14 protein-coding genes are annotated in these 16,729 nt (G+C 43.0%); 5 read left to right on the top strand and 9 right to left on the bottom strand.

Features of this window, described 5'->3' with window-relative positions; all coding sequences use genetic code 11:
• Window positions 1–97 precede the first annotated feature (97 nt).
• A complete protein-coding gene (locus GGD38_RS25185) occupies window positions 98–430 on the top strand; it encodes a DUF3630 family protein (protein ID WP_375296835.1) in 333 nt (110 codons plus the stop codon).
• Between the two features lie 36 nt (window positions 431–466).
• Here GGD38_RS25185 and rsgA read toward each other — a convergent pair whose 3' ends face one another.
• The 5 genes from rsgA to GGD38_RS25160 form a co-directional block, all read right to left on the bottom strand.
• A complete protein-coding gene (gene rsgA, locus GGD38_RS25180; RefSeq protein ID WP_375296836.1) occupies window positions 467–1,399 on the bottom strand; it encodes a ribosome small subunit-dependent GTPase A in 933 nt (310 codons plus the stop codon).
• Between the two features lie 38 nt (window positions 1,400–1,437).
• Complete coding sequence (locus GGD38_RS25175; RefSeq protein WP_375296837.1) at window positions 1,438–2,445, bottom strand: VWA domain-containing protein; 1,008 nt, start codon at window positions 2,443–2,445, stop codon at window positions 1,438–1,440.
• 3 nt (window positions 2,446–2,448) lie between these two features.
• Window positions 2,449–3,348, bottom strand: a complete 900-nt coding sequence (locus GGD38_RS25170) for a BatD family protein (protein ID WP_375296838.1) — start codon at window positions 3,346–3,348, stop codon at window positions 2,449–2,451.
• 2 nt (window positions 3,349–3,350) lie between these two features.
• Window positions 3,351–4,223 carry a DUF58 domain-containing protein gene (locus GGD38_RS25165; RefSeq protein WP_375296839.1) on the bottom strand — a complete coding sequence of 291 codons (873 nt, stop codon included), beginning with the start codon at window positions 4,221–4,223 and terminating at the stop codon, window positions 3,351–3,353.
• 72 nt (window positions 4,224–4,295) lie between these two features.
• Window positions 4,296–5,255 carry an AAA family ATPase gene (locus GGD38_RS25160; RefSeq protein ID WP_375303698.1) on the bottom strand — a complete coding sequence of 320 codons (960 nt, stop codon included), beginning with the start codon at window positions 5,253–5,255 and terminating at the stop codon, window positions 4,296–4,298.
• Between the two features lie 310 nt (window positions 5,256–5,565).
• On the opposite strand from GGD38_RS25160, the gene GGD38_RS25155 reads away from it, so the two are divergent.
• Window positions 5,566–6,042: a hypothetical protein gene (locus GGD38_RS25155; protein WP_375296840.1), complete on the top strand. Its 477-nt coding sequence runs from the start codon at window positions 5,566–5,568 to the stop codon at window positions 6,040–6,042.
• Window positions 6,043–6,427: 385 nt separating this feature from the next.
• Complete coding sequence (locus GGD38_RS25150) at window positions 6,428–6,865, top strand: lipocalin family protein (protein ID WP_375296841.1); 438 nt, start codon at window positions 6,428–6,430, stop codon at window positions 6,863–6,865.
• A gap of 57 nt (window positions 6,866–6,922) precedes the next feature.
• Here GGD38_RS25150 and GGD38_RS25145 read toward each other — a convergent pair whose 3' ends face one another.
• The gene (locus GGD38_RS25145; RefSeq protein ID WP_375296842.1) at window positions 6,923–8,638 is read right to left on the bottom strand and encodes an NAD+ synthase; all 1,716 of its coding nucleotides are present in this window, start codon (window positions 8,636–8,638) and stop codon (window positions 6,923–6,925) included.
• A 223-nt stretch (window positions 8,639–8,861) separates the two neighbouring features.
• Here GGD38_RS25145 and GGD38_RS25140 point away from each other — a divergent pair, with 223 nt between their 5' ends.
• Window positions 8,862–9,878, top strand: coding sequence for a hypothetical protein (locus GGD38_RS25140; RefSeq protein ID WP_375296843.1), 1,017 nt, complete (start codon window positions 8,862–8,864; stop codon window positions 9,876–9,878).
• Between the two features lie 125 nt (window positions 9,879–10,003).
• Here GGD38_RS25140 and GGD38_RS25135 read toward each other — a convergent pair whose 3' ends face one another.
• From GGD38_RS25135 to GGD38_RS25125, 3 genes are all read right to left on the bottom strand, one after another.
• Window positions 10,004–10,486 carry a YcxB family protein gene (locus tag GGD38_RS25135; protein ID WP_375296844.1) on the bottom strand — a complete coding sequence of 161 codons (483 nt, stop codon included), beginning with the start codon at window positions 10,484–10,486 and terminating at the stop codon, window positions 10,004–10,006.
• A gap of 988 nt (window positions 10,487–11,474) precedes the next feature.
• Window positions 11,475–11,603, bottom strand: coding sequence for a hypothetical protein (locus GGD38_RS25130; protein WP_375296845.1), 129 nt, complete (start codon window positions 11,601–11,603; stop codon window positions 11,475–11,477).
• Window positions 11,604–11,862: 259 nt separating this feature from the next.
• On the bottom strand, window positions 11,863–15,231 hold the full coding sequence (locus GGD38_RS25125) for a vitamin B12-dependent ribonucleotide reductase (RefSeq protein ID WP_375296846.1): 3,369 nt from the start codon (window positions 15,229–15,231) through the stop codon (window positions 11,863–11,865).
• Between the two features lie 636 nt (window positions 15,232–15,867).
• On the opposite strand from GGD38_RS25125, the gene GGD38_RS25120 reads away from it, so the two are divergent.
• Complete coding sequence (locus tag GGD38_RS25120) at window positions 15,868–16,626, top strand: geranylgeranylglyceryl/heptaprenylglyceryl phosphate synthase (RefSeq protein WP_375296847.1); 759 nt, start codon at window positions 15,868–15,870, stop codon at window positions 16,624–16,626.
• Window positions 16,627–16,729: the final 103 nt, after the last annotated feature.

Genomic DNA, 16,729 nt, shown 5'->3' with positions numbered 1-16,729 from the left:
GATCGTAGATCCCAGGTCCTAAGAAAAGCCAAAGTAAGCTCCAGCTATTCCGGTTGAACCCGTTTCAACTGTATTTATAATACCCAAACCGTACTTTATGAGCTTGACACTACGCACAGACTTTGGCTGTACCGAGGCGATCATTGATGATGACTGTGGGCTGAAACGCTTTTACGAAGTGGCCAACATTCTTCTTGACGATCTTAAGATCCGTTTTACAAACAAACAGGACGATTTTGACACCCTTACGTGGAACTTCACGTACAGAGGCCACATGCTTACGTTGTACTACAACATTTACACAGGAATTTCCATTTACCCGCACAAATTCAAGGAAGCAGCCCGCAAAGACAATGATGCGGTTATAGAAGTTGCCCAATTTCTTGAAAGCAAATTGCTTGTCAATAAAAGCAGGCGGTATCTCGTGTAAATGCCGATTCCTCTCTCCAATATCCTCTTACTTTATTTAATAAGTTCGTTCGTCTATTGACTCAAGAATATTGTAGTAACTGATGAAACGTTCTTCATTTATATTTCCCTCGGCTACCGCATTCTTTACAGCGCAGCCCGGTTCATTTATATGCAAACAATTATTGAACTGGCACTCGGTAATAAGCCTGGCCATTTCAGGGAAATAATGCGATAGCTCCTGCCGTGTGATATCAACCAAACCAAACTCCCGCATTCCCGGGGTATCAATCACTTTGCCGCCTGTAGCCAGGGGCAGGTCGAACATTTCAGCAAATGTAGTGGTGTGCAAACCTTTACCGCTCCACCCGCTCACGTCCTGCGTTTTTAACTGCAGCTCGGGAAATATGCTATTGATGAAAGATGATTTACCCACACCCGAATGGCCGCTTAGCAAGGTGATCTTCCCCTGCAATGCTTCTTTCACTTCATCAACGCCTTCATTGGTCTTTACCGACATTAACACCGTACGGTAACCAATAGCAGCATACATATCTTTTAAAGCCGCATATTTTTCCTGCTCTTTGTTCTTATACAGATCGGCTTTATTAAAAACAACAATGGCCGGCACATGATAGGCCTCACAGGTTACCAGGAACCTATCAATAAACCCCTGTGAAGTTTTTGGATCTTTAAGTGTGGCAAACAGCAACGACTGATCGAGATTGGACGCAACAATATGATGTTGCTTTTTATGCGAAGGCGATTGCCGGTTAATATAATTGCGCCGGGGAAGAATTTCAGTGATCATGGCCGTATTAGCCGATTCGCTTTCTATTTCAATCACCACCTCATCGCCTACCGCAATGGGATTGGTTGAGGTAATGCCATCTATCTTTAACACCCCTTTTATGCGGGCACTCATAGCCTTGCCCGTTTCCGTTTTAATATTGTACCAACTGCCGGTTGACCGGTAAACTATTGCTTTCATTGGAGCATAAAAGTACGGTAATGGAAATTAATAGCGTATTACGGGAACTTTCTGAATAAAGTATAGCGTAAAAATATTTCCAGCAGCATTAATACGGCTGCGGCGAAAGCAAAGGGAAAGAACCTTTCGGTATAGCGTTTTAACGAAGTAACTTCTATTCGTGATTTTTCGAGTTTATCAATTTCAGTATAGATCCTTTTCAAACTCTCATTATCCCTGGCCCTGTAATACAAACCGCCGGTTTCGGTAGCAATCATCCGCAGCAGCTTTTCATCAATATTCACTTTTTGCTGCCTGGTGGTAACTGTACCGCCTTCACCGGGCACAGGCACCGGCGCATAGCCTTCGGAACCTACGCCAATGGTATACACCCGAACGCCATAGGCTTTGGCCAGCTCTTTACCTGCCAATGGGTCAATACGGCCACCCTGGTCTTCCCCATCGGTAAGCAGGATGATCACTTTCGATTTGGTTTTAACACCCTTCAGGCGGTCAACACTCACCCCTAATCCATCACCAATGGCAGTACCATCTTCTAACAGGCCGCGTTGAATATTGAAGATCTGGGTTTTCAGTACCGCTTTATCGGTTGTTAAAGGCACCAGGGTAAAACTTTCCCCAGAAAAAATAACTACTCCTATACGATCGGTGGGGCGCATATCTACAAACGCAGCCGCCATTTGCTTCGATGCTTCAAGGCGATCGGGCAAAAAGTCCTGCGCCAGCATACTACCGCTCACATCCATACAAAGAATGATATCTATCCCCTGCCCGTTCTTCAGTTCTTCATCGTTACGGGTTTGCGGCCGGGCCATAGCAATTATAATACAACTAACGGCCAGTAACCGCAATATGAATGGTGCATGCCTGAATGTGCTTTTCCAGGAATTGCTTTTGCGGTATACCATCAGGGAAGATACTTTTACGGTACCCTGTTGCTTGTTGTATTTATTGAAATACCAGTAAAGCAATACCGGTATAAATACAAACAATCCGAATACTTCAGAATACGCAAATGTTATATGTTCAAACCAATTGTACAGCAAGGGTCAGGAAATATTATTTAGTGTTTTGATAGCCGATTGAATTACGGCGAAATTCTTTTCAGTATCACTTTCAGCAGGCTGATATTTGGCAAACTTCACAAAATCTACCACCTGTAATGCCTGTACCAGCTGATTGAAGCTTTCTTTATCCATAGGCACCGAACGCAGTTGCATAGTCAGTTCTGCATTCGTTTTCTCCAACGTAGCCACTTTCAATTTGCGGAACATAAACACCCGCAGAATATCGTTGAGGCGGCTATAATACGTTTTTACGTCTCCATTTTGTAAGCCCAGTTTTCGCAACTCTTCCAACGCCTGCAGGGCTTCCTCGTAAGGGCCTAGTTTGGGTTGAACCGGTTGTGGCACAGGCGCCGGTTTCTTTGGTTTTCGCAACAGGTAAACTATAATGCCGGCGGCTACTAAGGTCACCACCCCAATAATCCAGGGTATCCAGGCCATCCAGGCAGGCTTTGGCACCTCTTCAATTTCTTTTATATCGCGATAATCCTTTGAAATATCCAGTTTGGCGTAACTCACTTCAATGGGAATAGAATCGGTAACATAGGCTTGCCCCGCCACCTTTAATACCAATGGAGGAATTACCACGGTGCCCGAATCGAAGCTGGTGATGGTAAGCTCCTGGTGATATTGCTTTCCATCGATGTTATCGGAGGTATCAACCTTTCCTTTTTCAATAAATTCAAAACGGGGAATACTATCAAGATTGAACCAGGTAACTGCCTGGCCCATGGGAATACGTACTTCAAAGGTTAATGTAATGGGTTCGCCAATTAATATCTGATCGCGGCTTACCGATGCTTTGGCAAGCACCTGGCCATGCATTACAACAGGGCTGGCTATTAAACAACCAATGAGGATAATATAGAGAATAGGGTTTTTCATAATTACCGGTTACGCCCAACAAAGAACTTCTGTAACACTTTTACATAATCTTCGCCGGTGCGCAAATGCAGGAGGTCGCAACCTGCCCGCGTAAAAATATTTTTACAATAGTTTGTATGATTAAAAAAAGCGGCTTCATGCTGTTGCCTTACAAGAAAATCACTTGTATCTATCCAGCTGCGCGCACCGGTTTCTGAATCTTCAACTTCCATAAGGCCGGCATCGGGCAACTGCATATCCATTTTATCGTATACCTTCATACCTATTACATCATGTTTTTTACCTGCCACTTTCAATCCATCTTCGAAATCATTATCAAGAAAATCACTTAGCAGAAAAACAATGCTGGTTTGCCTGATTGTATTATTCAATCGTTGCAAAGCCTGTCCAATGCGGGTGCCCTTCTTTTTAGGTTCGGCTGTTAACAGTTCGCGAACGATATACAAGCCATGGTCTCTTCCTTTCTTTGGTGGAATATACTTCTCTATAACATCACTAAAGAACAGTACACCTATTTTATCATTATTACTGATAGCCGAAAATGCCAGCACGGCCGCCACTTCGGTTATCAAATCTTTTTTACGGGACTGGGTGGTACCAAATAATGAACTGGCGCTTACATCAACCATCAGCATTACCGACAATTCGCGTTCTTCTTCAAATACTTTACTGAACGGATGATTAAAGCGGGCCGATACGTTCCAATCGATAAACCTGATATCGTCACCCGCCTGGTATTCGCGAACTTCTTTAAATAACATACCCCGGCCTTTAAAAGCACTGTGATACTCACCCGTAAATAAATGCCGGGTGATCTTTTTGCTTTTAATTTCCAGCTCGCGAACTTTTTTTATTATTTCCGCCGTCGTTAACATAAATCAATTGGCAATTGACAGTGGGCAATTGGCAAGAGCAATTAATTGTCTATTGCTTATTGCCTATTTGTATTAAGGTACTTGAATTACGCGAAGTACGTCGTCTATGATATTCTCGACATTAACATTCTCCGCCTCTGCTTCGTAAGTTAAGCCAATACGGTGGCGTAACACATCTTTTGAAATACTGCGTACATCCTCCGGAATAACAAAACCACGTTTATTTAAAAAGGCATGCGCTTTGGCGGCCAGGGCCAGGTTAATACTGGCGCGGGGCGAACCGCCATAGGCGATCAATGGCTTTAATTTTTCCAGTTTGTAATTGTCGGGAAAACGGGTGGCGAATACAATATCGAGGATGTAATTCTCGACTTTTTCGTCCATGTATATCTGACGGGTAAGATTTTTAGCTTGTGTTAACTCCTCCATGCTCACTACCTGGCTTATTTGCGGGCCTTTTTCGCCCAGTACATTCTGGCGAATAATGATCTGTTCTTCCTGTTTGGTAGGATAGTCAACGATCACTTTCATAATAAACCGGTCTTGCTGCGCTTCGGGCAGCGGGTAGGTACCTTCCTGCTCAAGCGGGTTTTGTGTAGCCAGTACAAGGAAGGGCTCATCCAGTTTATGAGTGGTGTCGCCAATGGTCACCTGCCGTTCCTGCATAGCTTCCAGCAGGGCGCTTTGCACCTTTGCCGGGGCGCGGTTTATTTCATCGGCCAACACGAAATTGGCGAAAATGGGCCCTTTGCGAACTATAAATTCATTTTTTTGCTGATTATAGATCATTGTACCAATTACGTCGGCCGGTAACAGGTCGGGCGTAAATTGTATACGGCTGAATTTTGCATGAACCGCCTGCGCCAGCGATTTAATGGTAAGTGTTTTAGCCAAACCAGGAACCCCTTCCAGCAAAACGTGCCCATTGCTTAATAAACCTATTAAAAGCCTGTCGAGCATATGGTGCTGTCCTATAATAACCCTGGCTGTTTCGTCGCGGAGCCGGTCGATAAAAGCGCTCTGGTACTGTATTTTGTCATTGAGCTGCCGGATATCATCTGCTGTTAATAGCATATACGGGGTTTAGTATGAATGATTGATAATCAGTTATGAAAATACGTGAATGCATTTGCAAAGGGCTTGCCAACTTGTTAAAACCACACTAAAAACAATAAAAATAAACATGTTTTACCACATACAATAAACTGGCAATTTATTAGTTATGCGGCTACACCCACCATATTTCATGCCCCAGGCAACGGAAAAGGAATAATATTTGCCTACTATACAGCTAACTTATTAACCCTGCCCATACTCACGGGCTTAAACAAAAATTGTTCAGATGAAAAAGTATGCATTAACAGCACTCGCCATTGGTTCCATCATTTATGGTTGTAAAAAAGATGATGATGATAAAGATGTTACCAAAGAAAGAATTCAATTTGTAACCAGCTCATCATGGAAATATGATACTGTAGGCATCGACACCAACAAGGATGGCAAACCAGATCAGCCATTGACCGGTTTTACAGTTGAAGCATGTGATAAGGATAATACCATTTTGTTCAAAAGTGATAGTACCGGTACTTTGGATGAGGGGCCCTCAAAATGTAACTCCAGCGATCCTCAAAAAACACCTTTTACCTGGTATTTTAAAGAAAACGGCACCATACTGTACACACCCAATCAAATTTTCGGCACCGACGTTAGCGGCGATTTTAAAGTAGGAGAAATTACTACCTCGCGGTTGCGGGTAATTAAAGATGTTACCTACCCCATCTTTGGCACATTTACCATTGTTCTCGATCTGAAACATTAATTACACTAATTGTAACACCCACATATAAAAAAGTCTTTCCCTGTATTGGGAAGGACTTTTTTATTTAGGCTTTCTTAATTTTTTCTGTTGATAAAATCGAGGAATCACCTTACAATAAAATAATAAAAGCCTGGTTATTGGCACAACTGTTCCTATGAAATCAAATCAACCAATATGAATAGACCATTTTCCAAATCGAACCCAAGATCATAACTATCTTCAAACATTAATAGAAAGTCATTTTGTTAAAAAGGCAGGCCTGGCAGTACCGGGCCTGCCTTTTTGTTTGAAATTAAAATCCCCGCAAAACCCTGTACACACACAATAAATTCCTTTAATATCTGTTATTTGCCCGGCCCTTTTTTATGAATTAAAATCTACCCTTATGAAACCGCATACCTTTACAAGAACCCTGGTCTTTATCTTATTTGCATGTGCTATTGCCACATTATCTTCTTGTGTAAAAAGTAAAGATGAAACCCTGGCTATTACAAAAGATAACCTGGCCGGCACCTATATGCTTACTGTTATTAAAGGAAAAGAAGCCGGACGGGCAGAACAAGACCTTACCAGCATTTATTACGATAACTGCCAACTTGATGATCAATTCGTATTAAATGCCAATATGGTTTTTGATTATATTGATGCCGGTGCTACCTGCACCTACGGCGGAAGCTATAGAGATACCTGGACCCTCTATAATAATGAAGTTTATTTTGATGAAATATTAGGGACTGTTATAAAACTTACCAGCAAAGAACTGGTGGTAAAGCAAACTGAAGGCGATAGTTATGTTACATTCTATTTAACCCGCGTATTATAAAAAGAATTTTACCCATTAAAAGGGCGACCATCACCTGGCCGCCCTTTTTTAATTTCTTTACGATAAATACTTACCTACAATTGGCACCCTGCGCCCAACACCAAAAGCTTTACAACTAACGCGAATGATGGGACAAAACTGGTTACGTTTATATTCATTACTGTTCACCATTTTTAGTACACGGCGCACCAATGTTTCATCAATACCCATTGCTATTAATTCTTTAGGGCCTTTTCTTCTTTCTATGTATTGATACAACACTTTATCAAGCACCGCATAATCGGGTAAGCTGTCACTATCTTTTTGATCGGGCCGCAGCTCGGCCGATGGTGGTTTGGTAATGATATTCTCAGGAATGATCTCCCCATTGCGATTGAGGTATTTGGCCAGCGCATAAACCTGCATTTTATATACATCGCCCAATACACTTAAACCGCCGGCCATATCGCCATACAAAGTTCCATAACCGGTGCTTAGCTCGCTTTTGTTTGAAGTGTTCAGCAATATATAACCGAATTTGTTTGAAATAGACATTAGCAAATTACCGCGGGTACGGCTTTGTAAATTCTCTTCGGCCAGGCCAAATGGCAGATCGCCAAATACCGGCTGCAGCGTTTGCATAAATGAATCGTACACGTTCTTGATGGCAACAATATCATAGGGGTTGCCCAAATTCTTGCTTAGCTGTTCGGCATCGGATACCGAATGCCCGGTTGAATACTGCGACGGCATTAATACAGCCCTTACATTTTCACGACCTAATGCTCTTGTAGCCAGGGCCTGGGTAACGGCGCTGTCAATACCACCCGAGCTACCCAATATGGCTTTGGTAAAACCCATTTTTCTAAAGTAGTCTCTAATGCCCAGTACAAGCGCTTCTTTTATTTGTTCAATATTCTCATCGCTGGTAAGGTATTCAATTACCTTTTCAGGATCTTCCACTTTTCCTACGCGCATTTCTTTATCAAATTCCGGAACTGCTTTTAGTGGTTTGCGTTTTGCCTTTTGCACTTCAATTTCATCGAGGTTCACAATGGCGAAGTCCTCTTCAAAATATTTCATCTCCTTCACTATTTGGCCATTGGCATCCATTACCAGGCTACCGCCATCAAATACGATCTCGGTTTGCGAACCAATGGCATTGCAATAGAACATAGGCAATCCATATTTCAATACGTTAGCGCGAACGATCTCTTCCCTGTCTTTGTCATGATCATAGTCGAATGGCGAAGCAGAGATATTGACCATAAGGTCGGGCTTTTGTTCTATAAGCACATCCATGGGGCATTGGCGGTACAATGGATTATCGCCCAGGTTCCAGATATCTTCACAAACCGTTAACGCAATTTTCTTTCCTTTAAACTCCAGTACATTCCATTCGTAGCCCGGTTCAAAATACCTGTACTCATCAAACACATCATAATTCGGTAATAGCGTTTTATGCGCTACACCAACTACTTTTTTGTCGTACAACAGCCAGGCGGCATTGAACAGGTCTTTCCCTTCTTTCGATGGGTTTCTTTGCGGACTGCCAATAATAACCCCAATGGTATCGGCCTGTTCGGTTATTATTTCTATTGCTTTATAGCATTCGTTTATAAAATCATCAAACTCCAGGAAATCGCGGGGCGGGTAACCACAGATGCTTAGTTCTGAAAAAATAACCAGGTCGGCCTTACGGCTTTTTGCATACTGTATGGCCCCCATTATTTTGCGGGTATTATCTTCAAAATTCCCTATATGATAGTTCTGTTGCGCAATGGCAATTTTCATTTTATGCTTTTGGGTTTAAATAAAAACGACACCGTTTTTTTATACAGGCAAATTTAAGCGAAAAACGCTGAACGCTAAATGCTTAACGTTCAATGCAGGCGGCCATGCTCAGTTCCTGCATTTCAACCTTATCTTCGCGAAATATGCAGAAAGCCTGAGCACACTTAAACTTCGCGTTCAGCGTTAAGCGTTCGGCCTTCAGCCTTAAAATAAATATCTTCAGATGAAAAGAACTGGATTGGTATTATTGATCGTTGCCGGATTATTTTCCTGTAAAGACAAAAACGCTCCCAATGTATCGAACATTAAGGTAGAACTTACCGTAAAGCGGTTCGAGCAGGATTTCTTTGCCCTTGATACCAATCGCATGATGGCTTCCCTGCAACAGGTTGGGGAAAAATATCCTTATTTCCTTGGCGACTTCCTGTACAACATTATGGAACTGCCCGGCATAAGCGATACCAGCACCCAGGAGCAGGCATTGCTGAAGAAATTTATTGGCGACTATAAACCTGTCAAAGACTCTGCTGATGTTGTATTTCGCAATTTCAGTACCATAGAAAAGGAAGTAAAACAAGGCCTGCAGTACGTTAAGTATTATTTTCCTGCTTATAAAGCACCCACACAGCTGGTTACCTATATTGGCCCCATGGAAGGGTTCAGCGATGTTATAACCCGCGATGCGCTGGCAGTAGGCCTGCAATTGCACATGGGCAATAAATACTCGTTGTATCGTAGCAGTATGGGGCAATCGGTTTTCCCCGACTACATCTCACGGCGTTTTACACCCGATTACATTGCGGTAAATTGTATGAAGAATATCATCAATGACATTGCTCCTGAAAAGAACGGCAGTTTACCCCTGGTTGAGTTGATGATTGAAAAAGGAAAGCGGTTGTTTGTGCTTGATAAACTTTTGCCCTATACCGAAGACACTATTAAAACCGGTTATACCGCGGCGCAGTTGAAGGGTTGTTATGAGAACGAAGGTATGATCTGGAATTTCTTTCTTACCAATAACCTGCTGTTCAATATAGAGCCCGCAAATATCAAAAGCTATTTGGAAGAAGCGCCCAACACACCCGAACTGGGTGAACGCTCACCCGGCGCAATTGGCGTTTTTGTGGGCTGGCAAATAGTGAAGAAATATATGGCGAAGCACAGTGAGCTTTCGTTGAATGAGCTGTTGAATACTGATGCGAAAAGAATATTTGAGGAGAGTAAGTATAAGCCGGGGTAACATCAGTTGCAGGTTACAGGTTGCAGGTTACAGGTGCCGGTTTCCGGTTACCCGTTGCGCGGCCAGGTACTATTCCCTTTAACCGCTGTATTCCCCGGCAACTGGCACCAGGGAACCGGTAACTTCTATTTATTCTTCCCTATCTTTTCTTTCAACAGATCCCTGGCTGCCTGCAAATCTGTGATGGATTGAAACGAATCTTTTGGCACCAGGAAGAACGAGCGTGCGTCGAAGTACAAATGAAAAAAGAAAGGGCTTTCAACAAAGTAGCTGAACTTTTTCCAGGGCCAGCCATTTGAGCCCTTTTCGGTCTCCAGCACCACATTCTCATCGAGCAAATGCATAATAAAATGGTCCTTAAAAGTGAGCGACTTGCGGTAAATGCTGCCTGGCAGTATACGCCAGATCACCAGCATAAGCATAAACCACAAAAAGGAAAATATTAGAAATGAGATCGGCTGTATCTTCTTCAATGCAAACAAGATAGCAGAGGTAATAGCAAATACGTTTATAAGTATCAGCAGGACTTTAATTTCCCGACGCATTAAAAAGTGATAGCGTAAAGCCTGTATCACCTGCTTTTTATCATAACCAAATTGAACTGTCATTCAGTTTTCCCCCAATTAAGGGCGTAAAAGTAAGGATTCCAAGCTAAGGCAGAACGAAAAACAGGGTTCAAATTAATGAACCCTGTCCAGCAGTGCACATGAAACAACCTGTGTAACAGGATTTTACTGTTTTCAGGACAAAAAACTTGTTCTTAATGGCTATACTTGAAGGTTTAGTAAATACGGTCTGATATATCTTGAGCAGAGGGCAATATTCGTTTTGCAAACGTACTTAGGAAAATGGGCGATAACAATACCACTTTGTGGTGCTATCCACAAGGAAGATTTTACAACAACTATCTAAATATCAATTTATTAAACATTTAAAGCGGCACTTTATTGGCACTTGGGGTGATCGGGTATTTTTTATTCTCCAGGATCAATTGCCCGTCCGTTGGAATTTAGGGCGGGATTTAATTGAAAAAGAGGGAATAATTCAATTACAAATCTTTTGAATTGAAAAAAGGAACTGTTTGTTCAATTGGAGGTTCCTCCAATTAAAAAGAATGATGAATTTTTTCAATTGGAAATTATTTCAATTGAAAAAGAAGAAGAGTTTTTTCAATTGGGAGCCCATACAATTAAAAAGATTGTACAGTTTTTTCAATCAAATGCACATTCAATTAAAAAGAATGAGGAATTTTTTCAATTAGAAGTTCTTTGAATTAAAAAAAAAGAAGAGTTTTTTCAATTGAGAGCACATACAATTAAAAAGAATGTACAATTGTTTCAATTAGACGCCCATACAATTAAAAAAAATGTACAGTTGTTTCAATCAAATGCACATTCAATTAAAAAGAATGAAGTATTTTTTCAATTAGAAGTTCTTGCAATTAAAAAGAATTTACATTTTTTTCAATTGAATAAGCCTACCATTAATAGAAATAAATTGATTTTCAGGCATTTAAACCATTGGCACGGCGTTCTTTATAAAGAATCGTATTTGTCCCGGTCTGTCTGCATCAATTAAGTACAGACATGATCCGTTCTATCGCAAACCTCTGTTACAACGGGCTTTTCCGTTGGCTGCTTCGGTAGGCGTGATGTACCGGTTACAGGAAGAAGCCAGGAAGGCCAAACAAATGGCAAGTATTATAAAAGGAGTTTTAATCTTCATCGTCGGTTGGGTTTTACAAAGGTAAAACGAATACCCGAATTGAATTAATACTATAGATCATATAAAGAAATGCAAAAGTGCGACAGCCTGAAGGCTCAATATGATATGTTTGTTCCTTTGACATGAATTATAGGCACAAAAAAATCCGCCCATAAAAATGAGCGGATTGAAGTTTATAAAATATAACCGTCCAAAATTAGTGTTTAATGGGTCCTTCTTAAAAGGACTGATGGATATTGGAACGGGTACGTACAATCAATTAACTACAGCCCATACTATTACCGCAATTAAGGCATTTATAGCAGGTTCCGCTGCGGATGGTAATATGTCCGCAGGTATTACAGGCGGGCGCATCGCTTTGCATGCTCTTAGCTGCTGCATTAATGGCATCTATGCCTGCTTCTGCTTTTTTAACAGTGGCTTTTACTGGTTTTAAAGATTCGGTATCGGGCGCCTTCGCCGGTTTGGCCGGAACAATGCGCACATCACTCAATGGGGGTGTTTTTTTTTCATATTCCAGTGAAGTAGGAATTTCATCCCAGTCATCGGTGCCTGTGTTCATTACTTCGGGCTTGTCGAGAACGTGTACCAGGTCAGTTCTACCCAAATACTCATAAGCCAGGGCACGGAAAATGAAGTCAACGATAGACGTGGTGCTCTTGATGTTCGGATGGTCAACCATACCGGCGGGATCAAAGCGGGTGAAGACGAACTTCTCAACATACTCTTCCAGTGGAACGCCATATTGTAAACCAATTGAAATAGCTATGGCAAAACAGTTAAGCATACTACGCATGGTGGCGCCTTCTTTAGCCATATCAATAAATATCTCGCCTACCGTTCCATCGCCATACTCACCGGTGCGCAGGAATAATGCCTGTCCGTTTATTTTGGCTTTCTGCGTAAAGCCACGGCGTTTTGCCGGTAATGTTCTTCGTTCTACAATGCGCGCCAGTTCCCGTTTCAGTTTGGTATCGGGCGATGCCTGAACACGTTTCTGTACTTCGTCCAGCAATTCAGTAATGGTTAGCTTACCAAGGTCAACAATGTTCGACTCTTGTGGTTCAGCGGCAGGTTGCTGCTGGCTGGTCTCTTCTTCCGTTTTCTTTTTCTTGTCGCTTTTGTTGCTGAGCGGCTGGCTTAGCTTGCTGCCATCGCGATATAAAGCGCAGGCTTTTAAACCCAGTTGCCAGCTCATCATGTAGGCATCGGCAATTTCTTCTACCGTTGCTTCATTGGGCAGGTTAATGGTTTTTGAAATAGCACCACTTAAGAAAGGTTGTGCGGCAGCCATCATACGAATATGGCCATGGGCATGAATGTAACGCACGCCCTTTTTACCGCATTTGTTGGCACAGTCAAAAACGGGCAAATGCTCGGCCTTTAAGAATGGAGCGCCCTCGATGGTCATGGTACCGCAGATGTAGTCATTGGCGGCCTCTACCTGCTCATCGGTAAAGCCTAAAGCTTCGAGCAGGCTCCATTCAAAATTAAAGTACTGCTCGGGTTTGAATCCCAGTCGTTGCAGGCACTCTTCTCCGAGGGTGTAAACATTGAATACGAATCCTATTTCAAATGCAGAAGCTACAGCTGCATCTAATTTCCTGATCTCTTCGGCAATAAATCCTTTTTCGCTTAGCGTTTGATGATTGATGTGCGGCGCACCTACAAAAGTGCCGGCGCCCACAGCATACTTAACAATTGATTCTATTTCGCGGGCATTGTAACCCAGGTTCTTTAATGCAGTTGGTACGCTCTGGTTAATGATCTTAAAGTAACCGCCACCGCTTAATTTCTTAAACTTAACCAGGGCAAAATCGGGTTCTACACCAGTGGTATCGCAATCCATTACCAAACCAATAGTACCGGTTGGCGCTATTACAGTAACCTGGGCATTGCGGTAACCATATTTCTCACCTAATTGCACCGCTTCGTCCCACGCTTTGGTAGCAGCTTTCAGCAGGTAATCGGGACTATATTTTGCTTTTATACCCTGTGGTTTAATGTGCAGCTTTTCATATTCATCTGCATCATAAGCCGCCAGGCGGTGGTTGCGCATTACACGCAGCATATCTTCCCTGTTCTCTTCAAAACGGGCAAAGGGCCCTAAGATAGAAGCCAGTTCGGCCGACGTTTTATAAGCAATTCCGGTCATGATGGCGGTAATGGCGCCTGCAATGCCGCGGGCTTCTTCACTATCGTATGGTATACCCATTACCATTAACATGGAGCCCAGGTTGGCATAACCCAAACCAAGTGTACGGTAATCGTAACTCAGCTGGGCCACTTCTTTTGAAGGGAACTGCGCCATAAGCACACTCACTTCAAGTACAACCGTCCACAGGCGGCATACATATTCAAAACCTTCTACATCGAACGTATTGGTAGCCTCGTTATAAAAACGGCGCAGGTTGGCACTTGCCAGGTTACAGGCCGTATTATCGAGGAACATATATTCACTACATGGGTTACTGGCATTGATGCGGCCACCCTTGGGGCTGGTATGCCATTCATTTATGGTAGTATCGTATTGGGTACCGGGGTCGGCGCAACGCCATGCGGCATAAGAAATCTGGTTCCATACTTCACGGGCGGGAATACGTTTCATTATTCTGCCATCTGTTCTTGCCTTCAGCTCCCATTCTTCATTTTTCTCCAGCTTCTCAAAGAACTCATTGGGAATACGAATGGAGTTGTTTGAGTTTTGACCGCTCACCGTTCTGTAAGCTTCGCCTTCATAATCGCTGGGGTAACCGGCGGCTATAAGGGCGCCTACTTTCTTTTCTTCTTCAACCTTCCAGTTTATAAAATCCATGATCTCGGGGTGATCGAGATCTAAACAAACCATTTTAGCTGCGCGGCGGGTAGTACCACCGCTTTTAATAGCGCCGGCTGCCCGGTCGCCGATCTTCAAAAAGCTCATAAGGCCGCTTGAGGTACCGCCACCGCTTAGCTTTTCACCCTCACCTCTGATGTGGGAGAAATTGGTGCCCACACCGCTACCATATTTGAATATACGGGCCTCACGCATCCACAGGTCCATAATACCACCATCGTTAACCAAATCATCTTCAACACTTAATATAAAACAGGCATGTGGTTGTGGACGCTCATAGGCCGAAGTTGATCTTTTTAACTGGCCGTCTTCTGCATCAACATAATAGTGCCCCTGGGGTTTACCTTTAATGCCATAGCTTTCGAACAAACCGGTATTGAACCATTGGGGGCTATTGGGTGTACATGACTGGTTCAGAATGCAATGGACCAGTTCTTCATAAAATATTTCAGCATCTTGTGCCGATGCGAAATAGCCATATTTCTCACCCCATACGCGCCAGCAATTAGCGAGGCGATGGGCAACCTGTTTCACAGAAGTTTCACGACCCAGCGAGCCATCTTGTTGGGGAACGCCTGCCTTGCGGAAGTATTTTTGGGCCAGAATGTCGGTAGCAATCTGACTCCAGTGCTTTGGCACCTCTACATTATTCATTTCAAACACCACTTCGCCACTAGGGTTCCTTATCACAGACATTCGGTAATCATACTCAAACAGATCAAAAACGGAAACGCCTTCGCGCGTGAAGCGGCGATTGAACTGTAAGCCTTTCGATTGCTTTTTGCTGGGCATAGGTTGCTAAGTTTTTAACAAGTGAATTTAATGAGGGTAGAGGGAATAGGGTGAGAACGAAAATATCCAAGTGAGGGCAAATTTCCGACCCGGAAATATGCACAGCTGTGGAAAAGCCATGTTGAAAATACTGTGATGCAAGCTGGGTGTGCTTTACTTGATTTTTGCACAGAATACGGTGCAATGTTGATTACTTTTTGTAGGTTATTTTGAAAAAAAATGCTATCTATAAGGGGGTTGATTTTTTGTATGACCATATCATAATAGAACAAATGAAAGTGAGGATGGTTGGGAGTTTCGGGGCGTGAAACGTGAAACGGCAAACGTGAAAGGACTCGCGTTCATTGAGACTAATAATTAATTTATAACCGCCTGAAATTTATTGCAACCTGTCTGCCTTTCTGCCGGCCGGTGCGGTAGGTTGCATACTGCGCGAGCCCCGACATTAGGAAACCCTTTCACGTTTCACGTTTGACATTTCACGAGCAGGCCTCTTTGCCCAAAAAACTTCCCTTCAAACAGATACTCTTTTTACCCGCATATAAGCCTCTGAAAAACAATATATCGTAAAAGTTTCCCTCGCTTATGGCCCCTTTGGAAAAGTTTTTGCATTTTTGTAGTCACCAATAACCCAGCATGACGAATCGCATTTATCAATCCCTACTGCAACACAAAGAGAAAGGACAGAAATCATTTGCAGTACTGATTGACCCAGACAAGGTTACGGTAGAAAAAATTGATGAGTTAACTGCATTGGCCACCGAAGCACGGGTTGATTACTTGTTGGTTGGTGGCAGCCTGGTTGTTACCAACCGGCTCGATGAGGTAGTACAACAGATCAAAAAAAATTGTGACATTCCGGTAATCCTGTTTCCGGGCAGCCCGTCACAAATAACTCCATATGCCGATGCATTGCTTTATTTATCCCTGATCTCAGGACGCAATGCAGAACTATTGATCGGTCAACATGTTATCTCTGCCCCTTTTGTAAAGCAAAGCGGGCTCGAGATCATTTCAACCGGTTACATGGTCATTGATGGCGGAGCGCCTACCACAGTTTCCTATATCAGCAACGCCGCCCCCATTCCGGCCGATAAGAATGAAATAGCCATGTGCACTGCCATGGCTGGTGAAATGCTTGGTATGAAACTCGTGTTCATGGATGCCGGCAGTGGCGCCAAACGCCCCATTACCGAAGCCATGATCGAAAAGGTAGCACAGATCATAGAAGTGCCTTTAGTAATAGGTGGCGGCATTACCGACCCCGAGAAGGCCTATCGCAATTGTAAAGCTGGTGCCGACGTGATCGTCATTGGCAATGCCATTGAAAAAGATGCTTCTTTGATAAGAGAAATGAGCGCAGCCATTCACTCGGTGCCCACCCGCATCATTTAAGTACAGAATTGAACTTTTTAGTAAGTGTGTTGTTATAACAACTGTTAGGTAGCAGCTTGCAATTGAGCCGCACGGAATTATAATTTGGGGAATTAGCTAAAAT

The sequence above is a fragment of the Niastella sp. OAS944 genome (assembly GCA_024809215.1).
Lineage (GTDB): Bacteria > Bacteroidota > Bacteroidia > Chitinophagales > Chitinophagaceae > Niastella.
This window is presented reverse-complemented; position numbering and strand designations above follow the sequence as displayed.